We start from the raw sequence: 21,853 nt of genomic DNA, 5'->3' as shown, positions 1-21,853 counted from the left end.
GATGTTTTCTTCTTTAATATTCTTTCAATTATTCTTTAAGTGGTATATATCTATACACTTATTTAAGAAAAAGCCGGTTTTCGGCTTTTTTTGTACAGAAAAAATTATATAATAATAATTAACAGGACAGAGAAATATGATATTTAGTAAGTAAATAAACTCAATGTGGGTGAGGAAGATGAAATATAGTGTGGAAGAAAAGGGGACAAAGGTTATTGTAAGGGGGATTGAAGATTTTAATCTTAAGGAGACTTTTGAATGCGGACAGTGTTTTAGATGGAATGAAGAAGAGGACGGGAGCTATACAGGGGTTGCTTACGATAGAGTGGTAAACGTGAAATTGGAAGAAGACATGTTGATAATTGACAATACAGATTTAAATGACTTTTATGACATTTGGTTTGACTATTTTGATTTAGGAAGGGATTATAAAAAAATAAAAGAAAATCTTTCAAGAGATCCCATATTAAAAGAAGCAATTCAATATGGGCAAGGTATAAGGATTTTACGCCAAGACACATGGGAAACTTTAGTCTCTTTTATAATCTCACAAAACAATAGGATACCTCAAATAAAAAAAGTCATAGAAAATCTCGCCAGTTCTTTTGGAGAGCCAATCGAGTATAAAGGAAAAATTTATTATACTTTTCCTAAAGCAGAAGAATTGGTTATGTTTGATGTAGACACAATTGCCAAAACAAAATGCGGCTTTAGGGCGAAATATATACTGGATGCGGCTTCTAAAGTTTTTTCTGGAGAGATCGATCTTTTAAAATTGTTTGAATACAGCACTAATGAGATAAGAGATATTCTTATGAATATAAACGGGGTTGGTCCGAAAGTTGCAGATTGTGTTATTTTGTATTCTATAGGTAGATACGATACTTTTCCTACAGATGTATGGATAAAAAGAATTGTCGAATATTTGTATTTAAAAAGAGAGGGGACTCCTTTAGAAATTCAATTATTTGCGATAGATAAGTTTGGAGATTTATCTGGTTTTGCTCAACAGTATTTATTCTATTATGGTAGGGAGATGGGGAAAAGATCTTTAACGAAAGGAAGAAGTAAATGGTAGGAACTATTGTAAATTCAATTGCAATAATTGTGGGTGGCACTATTGGTACTCTCCTTAAAGTAGGGATTCCAGATAGGTTTAAAAATATAGTCATGCAAGGAGTAGCGTTAAGCGTGATGATAATTGGAATTTCCAATGGACTTCAGTTTAGTAATTTAATGGTAGTAATTATAAGTCTCGTAATAGGAGGGATCGTAGGAGAAGCTCTAAATATTGAAGAACATTTAAATAAGTTGGGAGATGTGTTGCAAAAAAAATTAAGTAAAGATAAGAGTTCTACAATTAGCAAAGGTTTTGTGACAGCAAGTTTAGTTTATTGCATTGGTGCTATGGCAATTATAGGTGCTTTGAAGGATGGACTTTCAGGAGACCACAGTATATTATTTGCTAAATCTGTTTTAGATGGAATTTCCTCAATAATTTTTGCTTCCACTTTTGGAATAGGTGTTGCTTTTTCAGCTGTTTCTGTATTTTTGTATCAAGGGTCTATTTCGCTGGGAGCATCTTTTTTGCAAGGACTTTTAACAAAAACAGTTATAAATGACATGACAGCTGTAGGTGGAATATTGATATTTGCTATTTCTTTAAATATGTTAGAAATAAAAAACATAAAAGTAGGAAATTTGCTGCCGGCTATTTTTATACCCATTTTTTATCAATTTTTGCTAAATATTATAAAAAGATTTTAGGCGGTGCGAATATGAAACAACTAAAAAGCATTGACGTAGCCAGAATTGCTGTAAAAATGGCTATGTCAACGAGAGAAGAAGAAGAAAGTTTAAAACACAAATATTGGCAACAGGGAGTAAAGGTTGCAGCTGTTAACTATGGTGGAGAATACGTAAATTCTATATCTAAAATTATTGAAAGAGCGGTAGTAGCGGCTAAGAGAGAAGGAATTATAGAGGAAACTCATGCTGCAGAAGGAGCTGTAGCAGGGGCGGCGCATGAGGCTGCTGTACAAGTCATGAACAAAGCTATGGGACTCAATGTAGGTGGCAAAATAGGCATTGCCTATGCTGGTGAACATCTTTGTGTCTGCGTGTTTTTTGCAGTAGGTATGCTAAACTTAAATGAAGTAGCCATAGGCTTAGGTCACAGGTCATTAAAATGAGGGGTTACCCCCTCATGCTTTTTTTAAAGCCTCTTCTATGTTTATCATTCCACTTCCTTGTGTCCATAGACCTGCATCGTCAATTTTTACTGCTGTTGCTTTTAAAATATTTTTTATTTGTACATTTGTCAAATTAGGATTTTTTTCAAGAAGTAGAGCTGCTGCTCCTGCTACCATTGGAGTTGCCATTGAAGTCCCTGTCGCTGTTCTATAAGCTTTATTTATCATGATTTCATCTGCGCCAAAAGGAATGTTTCCTGAGGCAGTAGAAATTATTTTTACACCCGGTGCTACTATGTCTGGTTTATATAGATAAGGTGAACCTCTTCCAGAAAATTGAGCTATTTCGTCATCGCTTACGTCTGAGGTCCTTTTGTCATCTACTGCTCCTACAGTTATTACATTTTTACTGTTGCCAGGGGAAGTTATTGTGTTGTAATTGGGGCCTGAGTTTCCGGCTGCAACAGTTACTACTAATCCATTTCTCCAAAGAGTATTTACTCCTCTCACTAAAGGATCTAAAAAAGTAGGAAGGGAAGGAGTTTCACCTATTGAGAGAGAAACTACTCGTATATTGTATTTGTCTTTATTATCTAAAATCCATTGCATTCCTGCTAATATGTCAGAGGATAAGCCCCTGCCATAAGCATCTAATACTTTTACTGCTACTATATTGGCTTCTGGAGCTACGCCTTTGTACTTGCCGCCAGAAGCATATCCATTCCCCGTTGCATCACCAGCTACATGAGTGCCGTGACCATTGTCATCATAGGGTTGCTTTTTTCCATTTACTACATCGTGAAATGCTACTATGCGGTTTTTTGGTTTGGTAAAATCAGGGTGAGGATATATTCCGGTATCTAAAAAAGCAATTGTCACTCCCTTACCGGAGTATCCTAAATCGTTCGCTTTTCGAGAGGCAATTTCTTGGGTGGCAATATAAAGCTGCAGTTTAACAGTTGAATCTTGTGCTATAAAATAAACTCCCTTTAATGCTGCAAGATTTTTTAGTTTATCACAAGGTAAATTTACTGACCAGCCTTTGATTATTGGCAGTTCGAATTTTATGCTACCTCCTAATTTTTCGATTTTTTCTTTTAAAATGTAATAAGGTAAATGGGAATATAATATTCCAGGGACACATTCACTTCTTAGATATACTGCTTTTTTTAGAAGTCTTTTATCAATTTTATTTGATACATAAATTTCCTTTGCTATTTTAGAAAAAGCAATTATAGGAATAAGATTCATTAGCGCACCTCCTTTCATGCTATTAACACAATATGTGAAATATAAAAAATTGTTAGTGGAAATTTAAAAAGTGTCACCGTATAAAGTTATGTCATATTATGTAGTAGGTCGTTAAAGACCCACATAGTAAAAGATGAAATTTGAAAGGAGGAAAATATTTATGCCAGTAGATAAAGGTGGAGCAGGATGGGGATTTGGATGGTTTTGGATCATAATCATCATATTGTTAATCTGCTTGTTTATCCCAGGATTTATTGTTGAAGAACCAAAAGCCTAATTAAACATTAAAATTTTTTATAAAGGGGGATCAATATGGCAGGAACAAGTTCAGTTTTTGGGCAAAGCAATTTGCTGTTTTTCTTCTTGATACTTGTATTAGCACTTGGCGGAGAGTGGCTTAATGTAACATGGTCTTTAGAGACATTGTTGTTCTTCTTTATACTCCTTGTAATAATAATGAATGGTGGGTTAGGCTGGTTTTTAAATGAGGTCAAATAATTTTAAAGGGCTCTATCCTGCGATAGAGCCCTTTTTACTTTTAATAAAATTATATATGGAGTGATAATATATGTCTTTTTCTGGAGATACTCTGCTCTTCTTTTTTGTAGTTTTAACTTTGATACTGGATGTAAGATTTGAGCTTGAAAGTCTGTTGTTTTTCTTTTTAATACTTGTAATTTTACAGGAAGAAAACGCGAAAAAAAAGCAAAGAATCTTTTTTGGTTATTAACAGGTATTAATTTTAGTAACGCAAATCTTTAAAATTACGGGAAATCTAATAATAATAGACTAGCCCTTTCATATATTTAGTAAGAGATTAAAAATAGGGGGAATTTGTTTTGCAAAGAGAGATTTTATTAAAAATACTGGCTATAGAACTTTTAATAGTAGCTTTTGTGAGATTTCAAATGATGGGTGTAGAAAGAGAGAAAAATGAGACTGTACCTTCCTCAGGTTCTGATGATAATGGTAAGTTCTTACTACCACAAGAAGATAAAAAGTCGACAATTAATGTGTATGAAATAGTAACAAAAAGTAAAAATTTTGTAGAAAGCGTAAAGCCCTATTTATGCAAAAGAGATCAATATTATGTAGATATTTTTTCTAAAATAGCAGAGATAATTGAGATACAAAAAGATTTAATGAATCTTTCCCAAGAAGAAATTGAGGCAATGGACAAAACTCAGGTAGACAAAATAGGGATTTTAAAAGCAATAAAACCTTATATTGCAGAAGACAAGCAAATTATAATAGATAAGTTTTTAAAATTCCACGAAGCATTAAAGAACTTGCAACAAAGACTAGAAAAATACACAAAAGAAGAGGATAAAGATAACTTTTTTGATAAAATAGTAGATATTTATGAAGCTATACGGCCTATAATACCAGAAGAAAAAATAGAGGAAACTGATAAAATTGCAAAGAATATAAAATTATTAGAGGTATTAAACAAAGCAGAAGGAATTATGAACAGTATGAAAGAGGAGAAAAAACAATCTCAACAAGCAACCAGAGATTTTTATGAAGAAATAACAGAGGAGGAAGAAGAAAAAAGCGAAGAAATAAAAGAAATAGAAGTTGACCTAAAAGAGGGAGAAAAAGATGAGGAAGAAATGGAACAGGAATTGCCAAATAAGGAAGAAAATTTACTTCCTCAAGGTATGTCTGAACAGCAATTAGCAGCTATAAACAATTTAAAATCTATGCTTACAAAAGAACAACAGCAATACATGTATAATATGATAAATTATCTGAAGCAACAGGGTTTGGTTAATTTGTCTAATAAAGAAAAAAGTGACTTAGAAAAAGGGGAATAAATTTTCCCTATATTTTTTATTTAAAAATACAAATTATAGAAACACAATTTAAATCAATAAATAATGGCATAAAATTAAAATATTTGGGTAAAATCATAAATAATACGACTATATGCCTAAAATAGGCTATAATAAAGTTTGATATGTTTAATTACTTAAATTAATATAGAGATTGGGATTAGCACTCACATAAGTTGAGTGCTAATAAATAAAGGAGGAGGGATAAGGTATATGAGATTAAAACCACTTGGAGACAGAGTTGTAGTCAAAGTAATTCAGGCAGAAGAAGTTACAAAAGGTGGAGTTATTTTGCCAGGTACTGCAAAAGAGAAACCACAACAAGGTGAAGTAGTTGCAGTAGGAACAGGGCAATACATAGACGGCAAAAAGGTAGAGTTAGAAGTGAAAGTCGGCGATAGAGTGATCTTCTCCAAGTATGCCGGGACAGAAGTTAAGTTGGATGGGGAAGAATATCTACTTTTAAGAGAAAGTGATATTTTAGCAATTATAGAATAAGGAGGTAGTTGAAAATGGCAAAACAGATCAAATATGGAGAAGAAGCCCGCAGAGCATTAGAAAGAGGAGTTAATGCAGTTGCAGATACTGTAAAAGTTACATTGGGTCCAAGAGGGCGTAATGTAGTATTGGACAAAAAATATGGTTCACCTACGGTTACAAATGATGGTGTTACCATTGCAAGAGAAATTGAATTAGAAGATCCATTTGAAAATCAAGGTGCGCAGCTTTTGAAAGAAGTGGCTACAAAAACTAACGATGTTGCAGGAGACGGTACAACCACTGCAACGCTTCTAGCTCAGGCTATGGTTCGCGAGGGACTCAAAAACCTTGCTGCAGGAGCTAACCCAATGCTTTTAAGAAGAGGTATTGCGAAGGCTGTAGATGCTGCAGTTGAGGGGTTAAAGAGGATATCCAAACCTATTGATAATAAAGAATCAATTGCTCACGTTGCTTCTATATCTGCTGCTGATGAAGAGATAGGCAATCTCATTGCCGAAGCAATGGACAAAGTAGGTAAAGATGGAGTTATAACTGTTGAAGAATCAAAGACTTTAGGTACAACCCTTGAGGTTGTTGAAGGAATGCAATTTGATAGAGGATATATTTCTCCATACATGGTAACTGATGCTGAAAAAATGGAAGCAGTATTAGAGGAGCCTGTTATACTCATAACAGACAAAAAACTTTCAAATGTCCAAGACTTGTTGCCACTTTTGGAACAAATAGTACAACAGGGTAAAAAACTCCTTATTATAGCTGATGATGTAGAAGGAGAAGCTTTGGCAACATTAGTTGTCAACAAATTGAGAGGTACATTTACTTGTGTTGCAGTAAAAGCTCCTGGCTTTGGCGACAGAAGAAAAGAAATGTTACAAGATATAGCAATACTCACAGGTGGTCAAGTAATTTCAGAAGAATTAGGTTACGACTTAAAAGATGTGAGATTAGATATGCTTGGCCGTGCAAGACAAGTGAAAGTTACAAAAGAGAATACCACAATTGTAGGCGGAGCAGGCGATGCTGCAGAAATTAAGAAGAGAGTAAATCAAATTAAAGCTCAGATTGAAGAAACTACCTCTGATTATGATAGAGAAAAATTACAAGAAAGATTGGCAAAATTAGCAGGTGGCGTAGCTGTTATTCAAGCTGGTGCTGCGACTGAAACAGAGCTTAAAGAAAAGAAACACAGAATTGAAGACGCATTGGCGGCTACAAAAGCAGCAGTAGAAGAAGGTATAGTACCCGGTGGCGGAATTGCACTTTTAAATGTAATAGAAGATGTGCAAAAAGTAGTTGACTCTTTAGATGGCGATTTCAAGACAGGTGCTAAAATAGTTTTAAGGGCATTAGAAGAACCTGTAAGGCAAATTGCAGCAAATGCTGGTGTTGATGGTTCTGTAATAATAGAAAAAATAAAGGCTGCTAAAGATCCTCACTTCGGATATGATGCTTACAAGGAAGAGTTTACAGACATGTTCAAAGCAGGTATCGTAGACCCAACAAAGGTTACAAGGACAGCTTTACAAAATGCTGCATCAATTGCTTCAATGATACTTACAACAGAAGCAGTAGTGGTAGATATACCAGAGAAGAATACAACACCTAATCCCGGTGCAGGAATGGATATGATGTAATTAAAAAGGGGTCTAAGCGAAAGCTTGGTCCCCTTTTTAGTTATTTGGCCTTGACAGCTTTATAATTGTCTGATAAAATACTTCTGTAATAAGTTTTTAAGCGCCCGTAGCTCAGCAGGATAGAGCAGCAGTTTCCTAAACTGCGTGCCGGAGGTTCGAGTCCTCTCGGGCGCACCATTTGAAATTTTGGTGGCCAAGTCTTTCTTGTATTATTTTGGATTTACCCCTCGTTTGTAATAATATTGTCGATGCGTATGACGCAGTAAAAAATATAACCGATACTCCATTTCTTATTTCTCTTTCAAGTTGGCTTTTTGGATTAAATACTATACTTTAAAAACATAGATGTTTTTAAGCGAAATAGTACTAATGAAAGGATTTTATATCAACATCTTTTTGACGAGAAGGGCAACTGTAATAGCAAAAAGGAGAATGTTGTTTAAATAGTTAAAAGTGGAAAATTCCTTAAACACATTCATTAGTCTTTTTGGTAGGCTGGATGCAGGGATAATTCAGGTTCATCAATAACTATTGTACTATTAGATTCTGAATCGTATAAAGCATCACATATGGTAAATATACTCCCAATACCATCGCCAATACCTTCACTATTATGACTTTTGTTATCAAAAGTGAATTTAATAAAAATAGTTTCCACTATCGTTTTAGTTTATTATCCAGTATATTTCATTACCGAGAATCTTTTTTAAAAGAAGATCGAATTTATTTTTTAAGGAGAAATTATTTAAATTAGCTTGTCGCTTACTTCCAGTCGTATTATAAGAGATTATATATTTTTGTAAACATTGAAAGTATGAGAGAATATCGTATTTTAATGTACAACTACAAAAAATTTTGTTTTTGATGTTTAGGAATATTAGAAAAATCCTTCCAATATTAGTTTTTGACAAAGATATAAAAGTTTTAATTTTTTATTAAAAAGATACTTGATTCAGTGAAAAAAGTATGTTATTATATATAAAGGTGATGGTAAATGAAACTAAGGATAGGAAACAAGGAACTTATAAAAGATATTAATCGTTCTTTAGTAATAAACGAAATAAGAATGAATGGACCTATTAGCCGTACTGATATTTCAAAAAATCTTAATTTAGGATTATCTACTGTTACAAACATTGTTGAAGAATTAGAAAGCCAAAATCTTGTTCATGAAGTAGGAGAGGCTGATTCTACAGGTGGAAGAAAACCTATTCTTTTGGAATTTAATTATAATTACGGATATATTATAGGCATTAAAATTGAGGAGAATAACTTGATATTTGCTTTGACAAATCTTAAAAGTGAGATTCTTGAAAAGAGAGTTGTACCATTTAAAAAAGGGACAAATAGTAATACGGTATTGAACATGGTGGTTGAAAACATAGAAAAATTAATTACAAAGATTCCTTATAACAAAAATTTGATGGGTATAGGAGTCGCAGTTTCTGGTTTAGTTGATCAACAGAGAGGCAGGCTTATATATTCTGGTATGTTAAATTGGAGTAATGTTGAAATTGGTAATATTGTGGAGAATAAATTTAACGTTCCTGTATACGTTGATAATGATGTTAATGCCTATACATTAGCTGAATTGTGGTATGGACATGGAAGAAAATTAAATAATTTTATAGTGGTAACTTATGGTTCTGGTATTGGTTCAGGAATAGTAATTAATAAAAAATTGTATACTGGTGATTTTGGCGGTGCTGGAGAAATAGGACATATGGTACTGGTTGCTGAAGGCAGAAAATGTGAATGCGGACAAAGGGGTTGCCTGGAAGCATATGCTTCAGAAGATTTCATAGTGGATTATATTAAAGATAATATAAAAATATATAGTGAAAGTAAAATAGATCTTACAGAAGATTTATCTATTGAAAAAGTCTATGAATATGCAAAAGAAGGAGATATGCTTGCGATTGATGTATTAAGGCTATCTGCAAAATATTTGGGGTATGGTTTATTAAGCGTGATAAATCTATTAAATCCATCAACAATAATCCTTGCGGGAGAAGGAATGATTGCTAAAGATATTGTTTTACCTGTTATAAGTGATATTGTAAAAAATCATTTTTTCAAAATGCATGAGAAAAAGTACAGATAAAAGTATCTGAACTTGGAGATGAAGGATGGGTGATTGGTGCTTCAACATTAGCGATTAGCAAACTTTTTGAAGTACCTTTATATGAAGGTCAAGATAATGCATTAACAGTATTTTAAGTGAGTTTAATTAATTTATTTTTAATACTTCATTCACTGAAAAAAGTTGAAGGGAGGGGTAAAGGGAACAAATTAAATAAATATTTGACTTATAAATTTGATTAATAAAAGGGGGAAATTTAGAATGAGTAAAAAGGTGATAAGTGTTTTAGTAGCAGCTATTTTGACTTTGACATTTGTAATGGCGGGATGTAGTTCAAATAATGGCACAAAAAAAGACAACTGACAATAGTTCTGTAAACGATACCCAGAAAGTAGAACCTGTTACAATTGAATTTTGGCATACTTTCAGTGATACGGAAGATAAGATTCTAAATGAGCAAATTATCCCTGATTTTGAGCAGAAATATCCCAATATTAAAGTAAAAGCTACGCGCATGCCTTATGATGGATTAAAACAACAAGTAATATCAGCAGTTGCAGGTAATGCAACTCCAGATGTAATGAGGATGGATATAATTTGGGTACCAGAATTTGCGAAATTAGGCGCACTACAACCAGTAGATAACCTTGAAGGTTTGATGCTATAAAAGAAAAATCATTTAAAGGACCTATGGAGACTAACTATTTCAATGGTCACTATTATGGAATTCCTCAAAATACAAATACTAAGATAGCAATATATAATAAAACGTTATTACAACAAACAGGATTAACAGAACCACCAAAGACTTTTGATGAACTTGTTGCAGCTGCGGAAAAAATAAAGGGAAAAGATAAATGGGGTTTAGCAATCAGTGGAACAGGACCTTGGGGAATTGCTCCTTATTTTCTTTCACTGGGTGGTAAGGTTACTGACGACAAATATACAAAAGCTACAGGATATTTGAATAGCCCTGAAAGTGTAGCTGCGTTGGAGAAATTACTAGATTTATATAACAAGAAATTAATTGGACCATGTATTTTGGGAGGACAGCCAGATACGTGGGGTGGTATGAAAGGTAATAATTATTTGATGATTGATGATGGACCATGGTTTTACAGTATACAGGGGGATGCTGCAAAGCAGTCTACAGTACCTGCATTGTTTCCACAAGGACCTGGAGGAAGCATATCGGTTGTAGGCGGTGAAGACCTTGTTTTATTTAAAACTACTAAACATCCTAAAGAGGCATGGATATTTATGAAATATATGTTTTCTGAAACACCTCAGAAGTTGCTGGCAAAACAAGCAGGGCTTATACCGACAAATATGGATGTAGCTAACTCACCTGACGTCAGTGGTGATCCGATTATTAGCCTTTATGTTCAACAATTAAAAACTGCATGGCCAAGGACACCAAGTCCAAATTGGGGTAAGATAGATGAGACTTTAAATCAAGCTTTTGAGAAAGTATTTAGAGGTAAAGCAACACCTCAACAGGCGTTGGATGAAGCTACAAAACAAATAGATGAATTTTTACAAAATAATTAAAATTATTTTGTAAGAAGGATTAGGAGTGTACTCTTAATCCTTCTTACAAAAAGGAGTTGGGTTAAATGTTATCACAGTCTATATTAGAAAATAAAAGCAAAAATAATAAAAAGAATAGCCGTTTTAAGCAAAAATTTAAAGAATGGGTTGAGGTTTTGCCTTTTATAGGATTAGGGTTAGTTTTATTATCTGTATTTGTTGTTTATCCACAAATAAAAAATATTTATATGGCTTTTACCAATTACAATATAATGCCAGGGCAACCCAGTGAGTTTGTAGGGTTTGCAAATTTTATGAGAGCGTTTCACAGTGAAAAATTTTGGTTAGCTTTTAGAAATACGGTTTTGTATGGAGTTGTTACAGTACCTGGTCAAATGGCGATAGGGCTTATTGTTGCAGTTTTAATTAACAATGTAATCAAAGGGAAAAATTTATATAAAGTTATGATATATATACCTGTAATTACTTCCTGGATAGTTGTTTCATTAATTTTTAAATATTTATTTACAGATGGTAAAGAAGGTCTAATTAATTATGCATTGTTGAAGCTACATTTAATTTCTAAGCCTATTTCCTGGCTTCAGAATACGTGGACAGCTAACTTTGTAATCTGGGTTCTTGGCATATGGAAGGGTATAGGATGGGTAATGGTTATATACTTGGCAGCACTTCAAGGTATACCAAATGAGCTGTACGAAGCTGCTGAAGTAGACGGGGCTAACCCTGTTCAAACGTTTTTTAAGATTATTATACCGTTAATAAAACCTTACCACTTTTTTATACTGATAAATCTAATTATAGGTGCATTTGGAGTATTTATACAAGTTATGATGATAACAAATGGTGCTCCACTTGGTACAACGGATGTGCTTTTGAATTATATGTATAATAGGGCGTTTTCAGATTTTGAATTCGGATATGCATCTGCAATTAGTGTAATAATTGGTATAGTAATTATGGCTGTAACTTTGTTACAAAAAAGACTCTTGAAGTATGATGAGTTTAATTATTAAAAAGGGGTAATATTTATGGTTAAAAACAAATTTGGTCAACTTGTTATTCATATTTTGCTATTGATTTGTTCTGCTGCCATGGTTATTCCTTTTATGTACATGATAGCTACAGCTTTGACACAAGATACATATGTTATGCCATATCCCCCTGTTTTGATACCAAAATCTTTATACTTAGGCAATTTTATAGAGGCGTGGAATGCTAACAATTTCGAAAGATACTTTTTAAATAGCTTATTTCTCGCAATAACGAATACAATATTGTCTCTCTTTATTTCTACCTTATCAGCATATGGGTTTGCAAGGTTTAATTTTCCTGGCAAAATTTAATTTTTAATATCTATCTTTTTACAATGATGGTACCAGGAGTTTTAAACATTGTAGCACAATATACCGTTATTAATGGAATGCATCTTGTTGACACATATACAGGACTTTTACTCCTGTATGTAGGAGGAGGAATTGCAGGAAATACATTTTTTTTGAAGGGCTTTTTTGAACAGATACCAAAAGAATTGGAAGAGTCAATTGTTATTGATGGAGGTTCTAGGTGGACTATATACAGACACATAATACTGCCACTTTCAAAACCTGCATTAGCAACTTTTGCAATTTTTGCTTTTTCAGGTACATGGGATGAGTTTTTCACTGCATTGACACTAATAAAGACCCCAATAAAAAGAACATTGCCCATTGCGATAAGAATGTTTCAGGGGCAGTTTGCAACAAAATGGGGACTTGTATTTGCAGCATCATTGATAGCTGTTATACCAATAATTTTAATATTTATCATATTCCAAAAGTATTTCATAAGGGGAGGTATCCAAGAAGGAGCTTTAAAAGGTTGAGCATACTAGAGTCTTATAAAAGTGTAAGACTTACTGATGCTGCAATATTTGCTGCTGGTGGCGACCATATTAAGCTTGGTGATACGGGAATGCTTTCAAAAGAGTATTTTCCGTCAGCAAATTTAAAAATGTCGGAATCACTTGTAAAAGTTATGAGAAATTAGTATGACTTTTACAGCATATGAAAATCTGTTAAGAGATGGGCTTAAAGGATCAGATAGCAAAATAGAGATACCTGGAATTGAGATGAGTAACAATAGTTCAGTACGAACAGTATGGACATATGCGAAACAAAAAGAAGGGTATGATGTTATACACATGATAAATTTACTTGGTATTGAGGTTTCGAATTGGAGAGATGATCTAATAGTGTGCTACCTATAATAAAAGATTTTAAGGTGAACTATTACTTAAAAGATGATAATATTAAAAATATTTATCTTGCTTCGCCAGATATTAATGATGGTAAGGCAATGAAACTTCAACTTAAAAAGAAGGAAGATAGTAAAGGCAAATATCTGGAAATATCTGTTCCTGAACTGCAATACTGGGACATGATATTTATTAAAAAATAATTTTTGGAGGAATTGAAATGGAGAATTTGGTAGAAAAGAGTATTAAAATTATTAAAAGTAATCAATCAGAATATGGTTCATTTATAGCATCACCTTCATTCCCAACATATCATTTCAGTTGGTTGAGAGATGGCAGTTTCATTGCGTATTCTGTGGATTTAATGGGTCAGTATGCTGAAGCAGAGAAATTTTATCGTTGGGTAAATGAAGTGATAATAAAATATAGTTATAAAGTGGATAAAATTATAGAGAAAATAAAAAATGGTAATAAACTTGAACCGAATGACTTTCTTTATGCGCGATATACGCTGGAAGGTTATGAAGAGAAAGATAGTGGATGGGGTAATTTTCAACTTGATGGATATGGCACATGGCTTTGGGGATTATCAGAACATATAAAAATTACAGGTAAGACGGAACTCATAAATGATTTTTTCAAAAGCATAGATATTACAATTAAATACATTGATAATTTATGGTATTATCCTAATTTTGATGTATGGGAAGAAAATAGTGATAAAATACATACCTCTACGCTAGCATGTCTTTATGGGGGACTTAATTCTATAAACAAGTATTTAAATGATGATAAAGTTAAAGAATTAGCGAATAAAATAAAGACCTATATTTTGACAAACTGTGTTGTTGAAAATAGTTTTGTAAAGTACGTAGGAAGCAATAGTGTTGACAGTAGTTTGATATGGCTGGCAATACCTTTTGAAGTAGTTGATGTAAATGATGAGATATTTCTAAATACAATTAAAAGAATAGAAAAAGAACTTTTACACAATGGGGGAATGCACCGCTATAGAAAAGATACTTATTATGGTGGCGGCCAATGGATATTATTATCTGCATGGATGGGGCTTTACTATTGCAAATCAGGTGATTATAAAAAAGCGGAAGAAGTAAAAAAATGGATAGAAGAGCAAGCGGATGAAAATGGATATCTGCCAGAACAGGTACCTTATCATTTAAATAATGAAGTTTATTATCCCTATTGGTTAATAAGTGGGGTAATATTGCAAAGCCATTATTGTGGTCACACGCTATGTATTTAGTACTTGACTATGAACTTAAAAAGGCAGGTGTACAACTTGAAGATTAAAGATGTGTATCCGTCAAAATCACAATATAGACCTGGTGAAAAAGTTGAAATTATTGCAACATTTGAGGTAACGGATGATTTAGGTAACTATACTGTATCATGTATGTTTTAAATTTTCATGACATACTTTATAAAACAGAAAAAGAATTAAAATTGCATGACGAAAAAGTTGTTTTTGAGTTTAATATAGAAAAAAACGAAAAAGAGATGATGGGCTTTGGGGTTGAAGTGGATTTGTACAGGAATAATGAAAAGATTGACAGTTTATCAACATCGTTTGATATTACCGAGTCATGGAAATTAGCACCGAGATACGGTTTCCTATCGGATTTTTTTGATAGAGATGAAAACGATGATAAAGATTTAGTACAGCTGAACAAATATCATATAAATGTGGTACAGTTTTATGACTGGATGTATAGACATCATGAACTGTTACCCCCGACTAGTAGTTTTGATGATCCTCTTGGTAGAAACCTATTAATTGATGTAGTAAAGCAAAAAATTAATTATGCGCATAAATTTGGTATGACAGCTATTGCTTATGGTGCTGTTTACGGTTGTGAAAAAGAATTTTATGATAAACATAAAGATTGGGCACTGTATAAAAATGATGGAACTGTTTTTGACCTTATAAATTTGATTTACATTATGGATATATCAAAGGAATCTGGATGGCATGATCACATAATATCTGAATTTTTAAAGGCTATTAAATTTGGATTTGATGGTATACACATGGACCAGTACGGTTTCCCTAAAGAGGCTTTAAGTATTGCTGGTGGTGTGAAAAAGATAAGAAGACTAAGGAATGAATTTCCTGTGTTAATTAATGACACAAGGGAGTATATCGAAAAAAATGGATATAAACCTGCTTTAATTTTTAATGCTGTAAATAACTGGCCTATTGATACAGTAGCAAGTGCGAAACAGGATGTTGTATATATAGAAGTATGGTCTCCAAATGATACCTATCAGGATTTATATAATTTAATTACAAATGCGAAAAAATATGCTCCTGATAAGCAGGTTATTCTTGCAGCATACATGGAGCCTTTTTCAAAAAGATCAAATATCCCAGTAGAATATGCAGAAAATGCGACAATTATGGCGATGGCTACAATATTTGCAAGTGGCGGCTTTCATCTTTTGCTTGGTGAATTAAACGGTATATTAACAGAGGCCTATTATCCTAATTATACAATGATAGACAATGAGAAATTCATTAGAGACCTAAGAAATTATTATGATTTCATTGTAAGATATGAAGAACTTTTATATGATTTTAATATTGTTGATAATACTATGGCACATACAGGAGGAATAAATGGTGAGTATGTATTTAAAGGTGCAAAGTTTTCACCAAAAGCTGAAAAGGATAGCGTATGGACTTTAATAAAAGAAAAACCGGGATATAAAATAATACATTTTATTAACTTTACTGGACTAGAAAGCACAAAGTGGAATGAAGGGAAAGAGAAGAGATCCAAAATTATAAATAATATCGAAGTTATTGCTCTTGTAGTAGAAAAGGTAAAAGGTGTATATTTAGCATCACCAGACATCGATTCTGGTAAACCGAAGAAACTGGATTATGAATATGTACCTCATGAACATGGGAAAGCTATTAGATTTGTTATACCACAATTAAGAGTTTGGGATATGGTTTATATAGTTTGTGAGAGTTAAATTTATGTAATATTTCAAGGATAGATAAATGGGACATATTTGAGCTATTTCTTATATTTAAGCTCTCTTTATTTTATTGCTATTTTTATCTAGAAGATTAGGATAAGCACAAACTTTGTATAAAAATTTTTGAGAAATTGAGGTATTCCTATTTGCTACCATTGTATAATGATGCTAACGATATAAACTTGGCGAGTTATGGTATAAAAAATGAAAGAAATTATGCGAGGTAGATATATGTATTGTCAATAAAGAGTATATATATTACATCTTTCAGTTTCATAATAAAAAACTTGAAACATTAAGTGAGAGCCAATAGAGTCTGAGGAAAGTATTAGATATTATCTATCTAAAAACGACAATTGGTTATTATTGGGTTTCATAGGGTTAAAAATTCGCCAAAAACAGGGGAATTCTTTTGAAAATATATAGCAAAACCACTAATTTTATGATGACTTTGAAGTTATTCTCCGAAAACCAAAAATAAAATGAGGAGGTGTTTTTGATTATGTTGTCTCTTTATAGAAGAAAACTCTTTATAACAATTTTAATAGTAATTTTCGTGTTGTCTAACTTTTTCACATTATTTACTTATCCTATCTCACCAGGAGTTTCTGTTGCTTATGCCGCTTCAACAGGTAATTTGATTCAACGGGTTTATACAGATAAAGCTCGATATAATCCAGGGGATCTTGTTACCATTAGTGCTGATTTAATTAATAAAACTGGTTCGACATGGTCCGGCACTTTAACTCTTCAGATTAATAAACTAGAAAGCCAAATTTACACTGCAAGTCAGTCAGTTACTCTTGCCAATGGGGATTCAACTACAATCACATTTACATGGACTGCTCCACCTACCGACTTTGTTGGTTATTATGCCGGAATTGCGGCAGGAAGTACAGATTTCAATGGAACAGGTATCGATGTAAGTTCCTCTCCGCTTCGGTTTCCTCGCTATGGTTTTATCTCAAACTTTCCTGTTTCACAGACTGCCCAGCAATCCACAGATATAGTTAAACAGATGGTGGAAGACTATCATCTTAATATTTTTCAATTTTACGACTGGATGTGGCGGCATGAGAAGCTAATTAAGCGAACCAATGGAGTTATAGATTCTACTTGGGTGGATCTTTTTGATCGCACACTTTCTTGGCAAACTATACAAAACAATGTTGCAGCAGTTCATTCCTTTAATGCTTATGCCATGGCTTACGCTATGAGTTATGCAGCTCGTGAAGGATATGAACAAATGTGGGGAATCAGCCCTAGCTGGGGTATCTTTCAAGATACGGCACATCAAAGCCAGTTTAACGTGGATTTTCATAATGGCAAGTTTCTGTGGCTTTTTAATCCAGCAAATGTGAATTGGCAGAGTTGGATCATTAGTGAATACAAAGATGCTATCAATACGGCAGGTTTTGATGGCATACAGATCGATCAAATGGGGCAGCGAGACAATGTTTACGATTATACTAGCTTTTCCGTTACTTTGCCTAGTACATTCGCTCAGTTTCTTCAACAAGTTAAGTCAGAATTAGAATCTAATAATGCAAAAAAAATGTTGTTACTTTTAATATTGTTGATGGTACAGTGAACGGTTGGGGGGCGGGAGAAATTGCTCGTTATGGTGCCAGCGACTTTGACTTCAGCGAGATTTGGTGGAAAGCTAACACATATAATGATCTCCGAAATTACATCGAATGGCTCAGGCAAAACAATGGTGGCAAGCCTGTTGTACTTGCAGCTTATATGAATTACAACGAGGAATACGGTCCAATATATGAAGCTGAATCCGCTATTCTATCAGGCGTTAGTGTCAATACAAACCATTCTGGTTATACGGGCACTGGCTTTGTCGATGGGTTTGAAACGGTGGGTGATTCTATCACGTGGACAATTGACTTCCCTGAGACTGGTGATTATTCGTTTGTTTTTCGTTATGCAAATGCCACTGGTGCTACTGCTACTCGTAATGTTTATGTAGATGGACGATTTCTGGGACAAGTCTCATTTGCTAATCAGGTGGATTGGGATACTTGGGCGACGGACGCGTGGATTCAAATAGAGGGACTTACTGCTGGTACTCATAGTGTGACATTAAAGTATGACAGTGACAATATAGGCGCTATAAACGTCGATCATTTAACTCTTGGAGAGTTTGAGGAACATTCAGTTCGATTGGCAGATGCAATGATGTTTGCTAGCGGTGCTACACACATTGAGCTTGGTGATACTAATCAGATGTTAGCGCATGAATATTATCCGAACCGTTCCAAGTCAATGCGTAATTCTCTCAAGGCAGCGATGAGAGACTACTATAGTTTTGCTACTGCTTATGAAAATTTACTCTTTGATCCTGATATAGTTCCAGCTGACCAAGGCAACCAATGGATTGCACTGACAACCGGACAACCTTTAAGCGGCAACGGAACTTCTGGTACTATTTGGCAAATGATTAAACGCAAGTCTGATTATGATATCATACATTTGATTAATCTAATGGGCAATGATGATCAGTGGCGTAACCCAGCTGTTCAGCCTACTTTCCAAAGCAACATTGGAGTTAAATACTATCCAGGACCTAATGCCGCTGTCAGTGGCGTATATCTTGCCAGTCCGGATCTCGATCACGGTATGACCATTCCACTCACTTATACGACGGGTAATGATAGCCGAGGTAACTATATCCAGTTTGTTGTGCCAAGCTTAAAGTACTGGGATATGATTTATGTAAAGCGTACGATAACCACACCGCCAGATGGACAGTATGAAGCAGAATATGCTATTAAAAGTGGCACTAACATCAATACCGATCATACAGGATATACTGGCAGCGGTTTTGTAGACAACTTTGATGCTAGTGATAAAGGTGTATCGTTTATTATAAATGTTCCAACTAGTGATACCTACACGCTTCGATTCCGATATGGAAACGGCGGTACTACTATTGCCACGCGAACTTTATTTATTGATGGTCAGTATGCAGGTACTCTCCAATTCCGAAATCTTTATAACTGGGATGTGTGGGATACAGTGGAAACCACTGTGTGGCTTTCAGCGGGTGTTCATCAAGTGGTACTTTGGTACAGTTCCGAAAATGATGGTGCTATTAATCTTGATAACCTGATTGTTCTACAACAAACTACTCCAACAAGAACTTCGGCTCGCTCCTTTTGGATGAATAACTGGTCCAACTTGATAGGTATTCACATGGCTAGCAAATTAAGCCCGACTGATAATGGAAATTATGGCCCTCGCCTGGCTGAACTTCATTTCAGAGGCGATTGGCCTACTAATCAAATCGTAGATGCAACTGCTTTTTTCCGAGATGAAACGGATCTTACTCCCATAAAGTATACCAATGCTCATAGCTTTGATTCTGAAGCATGGTTTGAAAACGACGGGACTCTTACCGTGAGATATCTGACCTATAATGGCTCAGCCTTGCCAGTACAGATTACCAAACAATACGCCATGGTGCCTAACCAAAATTTTCTTGTGATCAAATATACTTTTTTAAACCAGACAAGTAGCGCACGTACTTTAAACTTTCTAGAACAAGTTCATTTGAACAACAGGACTAGTAGCGATCCGAATCCAGGGTGGCAACATGGCTGGTGGGACGTGAGTCGAAATGCACTTGGTACTGACATGAGCCAGACTGGTCAGTTCTATATTGAATTGGGTGCTTTTCAGACTATGGATAGTTATCAGGTGGGTAATGACGCCGATTCCAATCCTAACAGTCAGACGTCATCACCGTGGTATCAGTTCGACGCCAACGGTGTTCTAAATAGGTGCGGTGATCTTTGGTCACAGAATCTTAGCATGGGTTTTCAGAAACTTATTACCGTGCCTGCTGGAGGTAGTGTAACATTGGCTTTTTATTATGCTATCGGTTCAACTCAGGAGGAAGCGGAAGCAGCAGCAGATTTAGCTCGATCTCAGACAGCTGACTACTGGTTTACCCAAACTGCTGCCGAGTATAATAATTGGCTTAACAGCGGCCAGCGGGTTAATACGTCTGATATTGGTATCAATACTGCCTTTGATCGGAGCCTCATCATAAACAAACAGGCACAACATCCGGAGTTTGGTTCCTGGCCCGCGGCTACAAATCCCTCTTATCAGTACAAGGTGTGGGTTCGTGACTCAGCTGTAACAGCTATGGGAATGGATGCTGCTAATCATCTTTCTGAGGCGGAAAAGTATTGGAACTGGATGGCCTCTGTTCAAAATACAGATGGGACATGGCATACAAATTATAATGTATGGAAGGCAAATGAATGGATCTCGTTTGTGGAGCCTGAACACGATGCCATTGGACTTTTTCTCATCGGGGTTTATCAACATTACAGTTTACTCAAATCCCGCGATTCCTCGGCAGCGACGACTTTTCTGAATAACATTTGGACGCAGATAACCCGCGCTGGTGATTTCATCTACAAAAACATTGGCGCTTCTGGGTTTGGTCCGGCTGATGCTTCTATCTGGGAGGAGCAGGTCGAGTATAATATTTTTACTCAAGTTACTTATGCCGCAGGATTGAATGCTGGACGGTTGTTAGCCCAAGAAAAAGGTGATATTACTCGTTCAAATAACTATTTGTCGGGTGCTCAAACCATCAAGGATGCGATTCTACGATCGTTTTTGTCTTCACCACGAGGTCTCTGGAATAAATCTAATCGCTATTTTAATCGGGCGATCAATACAGACGGTACAGCGCGAACGACGGTTGATGCTTCATCGGACTTGATTTGGGTTTTTGGTCTCCTTTCACCGACTGATACTAGGATTCGAGATCACCGCATTAAGGTACTATCACGGCTGACCCATGATAGGTACGGCATTGCTCGATATGAAAACGATGAGTTCTATTATTCTAGTCCATATAGCCCCGGTGGACAGTATGAGGCTGGCGCAGCCGAACCAGTTTGGCCACAAATGACTATGTACGCGTCTATGATTGAGCATTGGAGGGTGATGATGCCACTGCACTGGCTCGGCTTAAGTGGTATGTCAGCCGAACTGCTCGCGGCTATGTCACACCCGGTGAAGCTGTGGACTGGACCAATGGTCAACCGCTTATCAGTACAGCAGTTGAACCAGTAACGGGCTCCTGGTTTCAGATGGCGGTCCTTACTTACTTAAACCGGTTTGATCTACGATTACCTGATTTTTAAAATCTAAAAATGTAACTTTTGGAGCTTAAAATATGTTTCTGGTTTTTGAAGCACACAGTGTTAAGAGTAGATAAAATACTGCTAGATTGTATAAGCAAAATTTCGTAGGTAAATAACATAAAACGAAAAAATTGTGCAAAAGTGAGTAATATAAAAGGCTTCTCTTCCTCATAATGTATCAAGTAGGTGCTAGACACGAGGAGGAGAAGCCATATATTTAGTTCAACACAAAATGAGCCACATAAAAAAGATTAAAACCATAGTGTAAAATTATCGTAAGATTTTTTGAGTGAAAAAACAAGAGACAACCCCTGTGATAAAATAGATTATGGAAAACAAAACAACACAGAAAGGGGTGTCTCTTGTGAAAAAATAACTTTGAGGATA

Annotated in this window: 23 protein-coding genes and 1 tRNA gene; 22 read left to right on the top strand and 2 right to left on the bottom strand. The window is 34.9% G+C overall.

The window, feature by feature from the left end:
- The first annotated feature begins 178 nt into the window (after positions 1–178).
- Genes JCM7501_RS01750 through JCM7501_RS01740 form a run of 3 tightly spaced genes read left to right on the top strand, consistent with a single transcriptional unit; the run spans position 179 to position 2,192 of the window.
- Positions 179–1,078 carry a DNA-3-methyladenine glycosylase family protein gene (locus JCM7501_RS01750; RefSeq protein WP_082392649.1) on the top strand — a complete coding sequence of 300 codons (900 nt, stop codon included), beginning with the start codon at positions 179–181 and terminating at the stop codon, positions 1,076–1,078.
- The gene (locus JCM7501_RS01745) at positions 1,072–1,767 is read left to right on the top strand and encodes a DUF554 domain-containing protein (RefSeq protein WP_012994679.1); all 696 of its coding nucleotides are present in this window, start codon (positions 1,072–1,074) and stop codon (positions 1,765–1,767) included. The genes JCM7501_RS01750 and JCM7501_RS01745 overlap by 7 nt, the downstream gene beginning before the upstream one ends.
- A gap of 11 nt (positions 1,768–1,778) precedes the next feature.
- The gene (locus JCM7501_RS01740) at positions 1,779–2,192 is read left to right on the top strand and encodes a HutP family protein (RefSeq protein ID WP_028992686.1); all 414 of its coding nucleotides are present in this window, start codon (positions 1,779–1,781) and stop codon (positions 2,190–2,192) included.
- A 12-nt stretch (positions 2,193–2,204) separates the two neighbouring features.
- Here the strand turns inward: JCM7501_RS01740 and JCM7501_RS01735 are convergent, their stop codons facing one another.
- Positions 2,205–3,443, bottom strand: coding sequence for a S8 family peptidase (locus JCM7501_RS01735; RefSeq protein ID WP_012994681.1), 1,239 nt, complete (start codon positions 3,441–3,443; stop codon positions 2,205–2,207).
- Positions 3,444–3,755: 312 nt separating this feature from the next.
- Between JCM7501_RS01735 and JCM7501_RS01730 the strand changes: the two genes are divergently transcribed.
- The 5 genes from JCM7501_RS01730 (at position 3,756) to JCM7501_RS01710 (ending at position 7,590) form a co-directional block, all read left to right on the top strand.
- The gene (locus JCM7501_RS01730; RefSeq protein ID WP_012994683.1) at positions 3,756–3,941 is read left to right on the top strand and encodes a hypothetical protein; all 186 of its coding nucleotides are present in this window, start codon (positions 3,756–3,758) and stop codon (positions 3,939–3,941) included.
- Between the two features lie 341 nt (positions 3,942–4,282).
- Positions 4,283–5,260 (top strand): hypothetical protein, encoded by a 978-nt coding sequence (locus tag JCM7501_RS01725; RefSeq protein ID WP_028992687.1) that lies wholly within the window; start codon positions 4,283–4,285, stop codon positions 5,258–5,260.
- Positions 5,261–5,491: 231 nt separating this feature from the next.
- Positions 5,492–5,776 (top strand): co-chaperone GroES, encoded by a 285-nt coding sequence (groES, locus tag JCM7501_RS01720; protein WP_003866817.1) that lies wholly within the window; start codon positions 5,492–5,494, stop codon positions 5,774–5,776.
- 14 nt (positions 5,777–5,790) lie between these two features.
- Positions 5,791–7,413 (top strand): chaperonin GroEL, encoded by a 1,623-nt coding sequence (groL, locus tag JCM7501_RS01715; protein ID WP_012994686.1) that lies wholly within the window; start codon positions 5,791–5,793, stop codon positions 7,411–7,413.
- 100 nt (positions 7,414–7,513) lie between these two features.
- Positions 7,514–7,590: transfer RNA gene (locus JCM7501_RS01710), tRNA-Arg, on the top strand.
- A gap of 301 nt (positions 7,591–7,891) precedes the next feature.
- On the opposite strand, the gene JCM7501_RS16090 is transcribed toward JCM7501_RS01710, so the two are convergent.
- A complete protein-coding gene (locus JCM7501_RS16090; protein WP_161629566.1) occupies positions 7,892–8,071 on the bottom strand; it encodes an AAA family ATPase in 180 nt (59 codons plus the stop codon).
- Between the two features lie 336 nt (positions 8,072–8,407).
- On the opposite strand from JCM7501_RS16090, the gene JCM7501_RS01705 reads away from it, so the two are divergent.
- The 14 genes from JCM7501_RS01705 to JCM7501_RS01665 all read left to right on the top strand — a co-directional run bounded on the left by JCM7501_RS01705 (position 8,408) and on the right by JCM7501_RS01665 (position 21,395).
- Entirely contained in the window at positions 8,408–9,517 is a 1,110-nt protein-coding gene (locus JCM7501_RS01705) for an ROK family transcriptional regulator (protein ID WP_256201002.1), read from the top strand.
- Between the two features lie 319 nt (positions 9,518–9,836).
- Positions 9,837–10,163: an extracellular solute-binding protein gene (locus JCM7501_RS13630; RefSeq protein ID WP_256201001.1), complete on the top strand. Its 327-nt coding sequence runs from the start codon at positions 9,837–9,839 to the stop codon at positions 10,161–10,163.
- Positions 10,164–10,186: 23 nt separating this feature from the next.
- A complete protein-coding gene (locus tag JCM7501_RS01700; protein ID WP_256201000.1) occupies positions 10,187–11,047 on the top strand; it encodes an extracellular solute-binding protein in 861 nt (286 codons plus the stop codon).
- Positions 11,048–11,112: 65 nt separating this feature from the next.
- Positions 11,113–12,060, top strand: coding sequence for a carbohydrate ABC transporter permease (locus JCM7501_RS01695; protein WP_028992690.1), 948 nt, complete (start codon positions 11,113–11,115; stop codon positions 12,058–12,060).
- Positions 12,061–12,075: 15 nt separating this feature from the next.
- Complete coding sequence (locus tag JCM7501_RS13625) at positions 12,076–12,390, top strand: ABC transporter permease family protein (RefSeq protein ID WP_256200999.1); 315 nt, start codon at positions 12,076–12,078, stop codon at positions 12,388–12,390.
- Between the two features lie 23 nt (positions 12,391–12,413).
- The gene (locus JCM7501_RS13620) at positions 12,414–12,908 is read left to right on the top strand and encodes a carbohydrate ABC transporter permease (RefSeq protein WP_256200998.1); all 495 of its coding nucleotides are present in this window, start codon (positions 12,414–12,416) and stop codon (positions 12,906–12,908) included.
- On the top strand, positions 12,905–13,072 hold the full coding sequence (locus tag JCM7501_RS13615) for a glycoside hydrolase family 66 protein (protein WP_256200997.1): 168 nt from the start codon (positions 12,905–12,907) through the stop codon (positions 13,070–13,072). Before JCM7501_RS13620 ends, JCM7501_RS13615 begins: the two co-directional genes overlap by 4 nt.
- 1 nt (position 13,073) lies before the next feature.
- Entirely contained in the window at positions 13,074–13,292 is a 219-nt protein-coding gene (locus JCM7501_RS13610; protein WP_028992692.1) for a glycoside hydrolase family 66 protein, read from the top strand.
- The gene (locus JCM7501_RS13605) at positions 13,280–13,483 is read left to right on the top strand and encodes a glycoside hydrolase family 66 protein (RefSeq protein ID WP_028992693.1); all 204 of its coding nucleotides are present in this window, start codon (positions 13,280–13,282) and stop codon (positions 13,481–13,483) included. Before JCM7501_RS13610 ends, JCM7501_RS13605 begins: the two co-directional genes overlap by 13 nt.
- 17 nt (positions 13,484–13,500) lie before the next feature.
- Positions 13,501–14,544, top strand: a complete 1,044-nt coding sequence (locus JCM7501_RS01675) for a glycoside hydrolase family 15 protein (RefSeq protein ID WP_256200996.1) — start codon at positions 13,501–13,503, stop codon at positions 14,542–14,544.
- A gap of 36 nt (positions 14,545–14,580) precedes the next feature.
- Positions 14,581–14,703, top strand: coding sequence for a hypothetical protein (locus tag JCM7501_RS16390; RefSeq protein WP_256200995.1), 123 nt, complete (start codon positions 14,581–14,583; stop codon positions 14,701–14,703).
- Positions 14,691–16,280, top strand: coding sequence for a glycoside hydrolase family 66 protein (locus tag JCM7501_RS01670; protein WP_256200994.1), 1,590 nt, complete (start codon positions 14,691–14,693; stop codon positions 16,278–16,280). The genes JCM7501_RS16390 and JCM7501_RS01670 overlap by 13 nt, the downstream gene beginning before the upstream one ends.
- 508 nt (positions 16,281–16,788) lie before the next feature.
- The gene (locus JCM7501_RS13595) at positions 16,789–17,877 is read left to right on the top strand and encodes a glycoside hydrolase family 66 protein (protein ID WP_256201032.1); all 1,089 of its coding nucleotides are present in this window, start codon (positions 16,789–16,791) and stop codon (positions 17,875–17,877) included.
- Positions 17,874–21,395, top strand: coding sequence for a glycoside hydrolase family 66 protein (locus JCM7501_RS01665; RefSeq protein WP_256200993.1), 3,522 nt, complete (start codon positions 17,874–17,876; stop codon positions 21,393–21,395). The genes JCM7501_RS13595 and JCM7501_RS01665 overlap by 4 nt, the downstream gene beginning before the upstream one ends.
- The last annotated feature ends 458 nt before the right edge of the window (positions 21,396–21,853 follow it).

The organism is Thermoanaerobacter thermocopriae JCM 7501 (genome assembly GCF_001310975.1).
Taxonomy (GTDB): Bacteria; Bacillota; Thermoanaerobacteria; order Thermoanaerobacterales; family Thermoanaerobacteraceae; genus Thermoanaerobacter; species Thermoanaerobacter thermocopriae.
Note: the sequence above shows the minus strand (reverse complement) of the source record. Positions and strands in the feature narration are given on the sequence as shown.

Excerpts from the sequence above, each read along its gene's own strand:
- JCM7501_RS13625 (WP_256200999.1), top strand. The coding sequence starts at position 12,076 with ATGGTTAAAAACAAATTTGGTCAACTTGTTATTCATATTTTGCTATTG.
- JCM7501_RS01730 (WP_012994683.1), top strand. The coding sequence starts at position 3,756 with ATGGCAGGAACAAGTTCAGTTTTTGGGCAAAGCAATTTGCTGTTTTTC.
- JCM7501_RS13610 (WP_028992692.1), top strand. The coding sequence starts at position 13,074 with ATGACTTTTACAGCATATGAAAATCTGTTAAGAGATGGGCTTAAAGGA.
- groL (WP_012994686.1), top strand. The coding sequence starts at position 5,791 with ATGGCAAAACAGATCAAATATGGAGAAGAAGCCCGCAGAGCATTAGAA.
- JCM7501_RS01695 (WP_028992690.1), top strand. The coding sequence starts at position 11,113 with ATGTTATCACAGTCTATATTAGAAAATAAAAGCAAAAATAATAAAAAG.
- JCM7501_RS01735 (WP_012994681.1), bottom strand. The coding sequence starts at position 3,443 with ATGAATCTTATTCCTATAATTGCTTTTTCTAAAATAGCAAAGGAAATT.
- JCM7501_RS01670 (WP_256200994.1), top strand. The coding sequence starts at position 14,691 with ATGTATGTTTTAAATTTTCATGACATACTTTATAAAACAGAAAAAGAA.
- JCM7501_RS01700 (WP_256201000.1), top strand. The coding sequence starts at position 10,187 with ATGGAGACTAACTATTTCAATGGTCACTATTATGGAATTCCTCAAAAT.
- JCM7501_RS13620 (WP_256200998.1), top strand. The coding sequence starts at position 12,414 with ATGATGGTACCAGGAGTTTTAAACATTGTAGCACAATATACCGTTATT.
- groES (WP_003866817.1), top strand. The coding sequence starts at position 5,492 with ATGAGATTAAAACCACTTGGAGACAGAGTTGTAGTCAAAGTAATTCAG.
- JCM7501_RS01740 (WP_028992686.1), top strand. The coding sequence starts at position 1,779 with ATGAAACAACTAAAAAGCATTGACGTAGCCAGAATTGCTGTAAAAATG.
- JCM7501_RS01750 (WP_082392649.1), top strand. The coding sequence starts at position 179 with ATGAAATATAGTGTGGAAGAAAAGGGGACAAAGGTTATTGTAAGGGGG.
- JCM7501_RS01675 (WP_256200996.1), top strand. The coding sequence starts at position 13,501 with ATGGAGAATTTGGTAGAAAAGAGTATTAAAATTATTAAAAGTAATCAA.
- JCM7501_RS01745 (WP_012994679.1), top strand. The coding sequence starts at position 1,072 with ATGGTAGGAACTATTGTAAATTCAATTGCAATAATTGTGGGTGGCACT.
- JCM7501_RS13630 (WP_256201001.1), top strand. The coding sequence starts at position 9,837 with ATGGCACAAAAAAAGACAACTGACAATAGTTCTGTAAACGATACCCAG.
- JCM7501_RS01705 (WP_256201002.1), top strand. The coding sequence starts at position 8,408 with ATGAAACTAAGGATAGGAAACAAGGAACTTATAAAAGATATTAATCGT.
- JCM7501_RS13595 (WP_256201032.1), top strand. The coding sequence starts at position 16,789 with ATGTTGTCTCTTTATAGAAGAAAACTCTTTATAACAATTTTAATAGTA.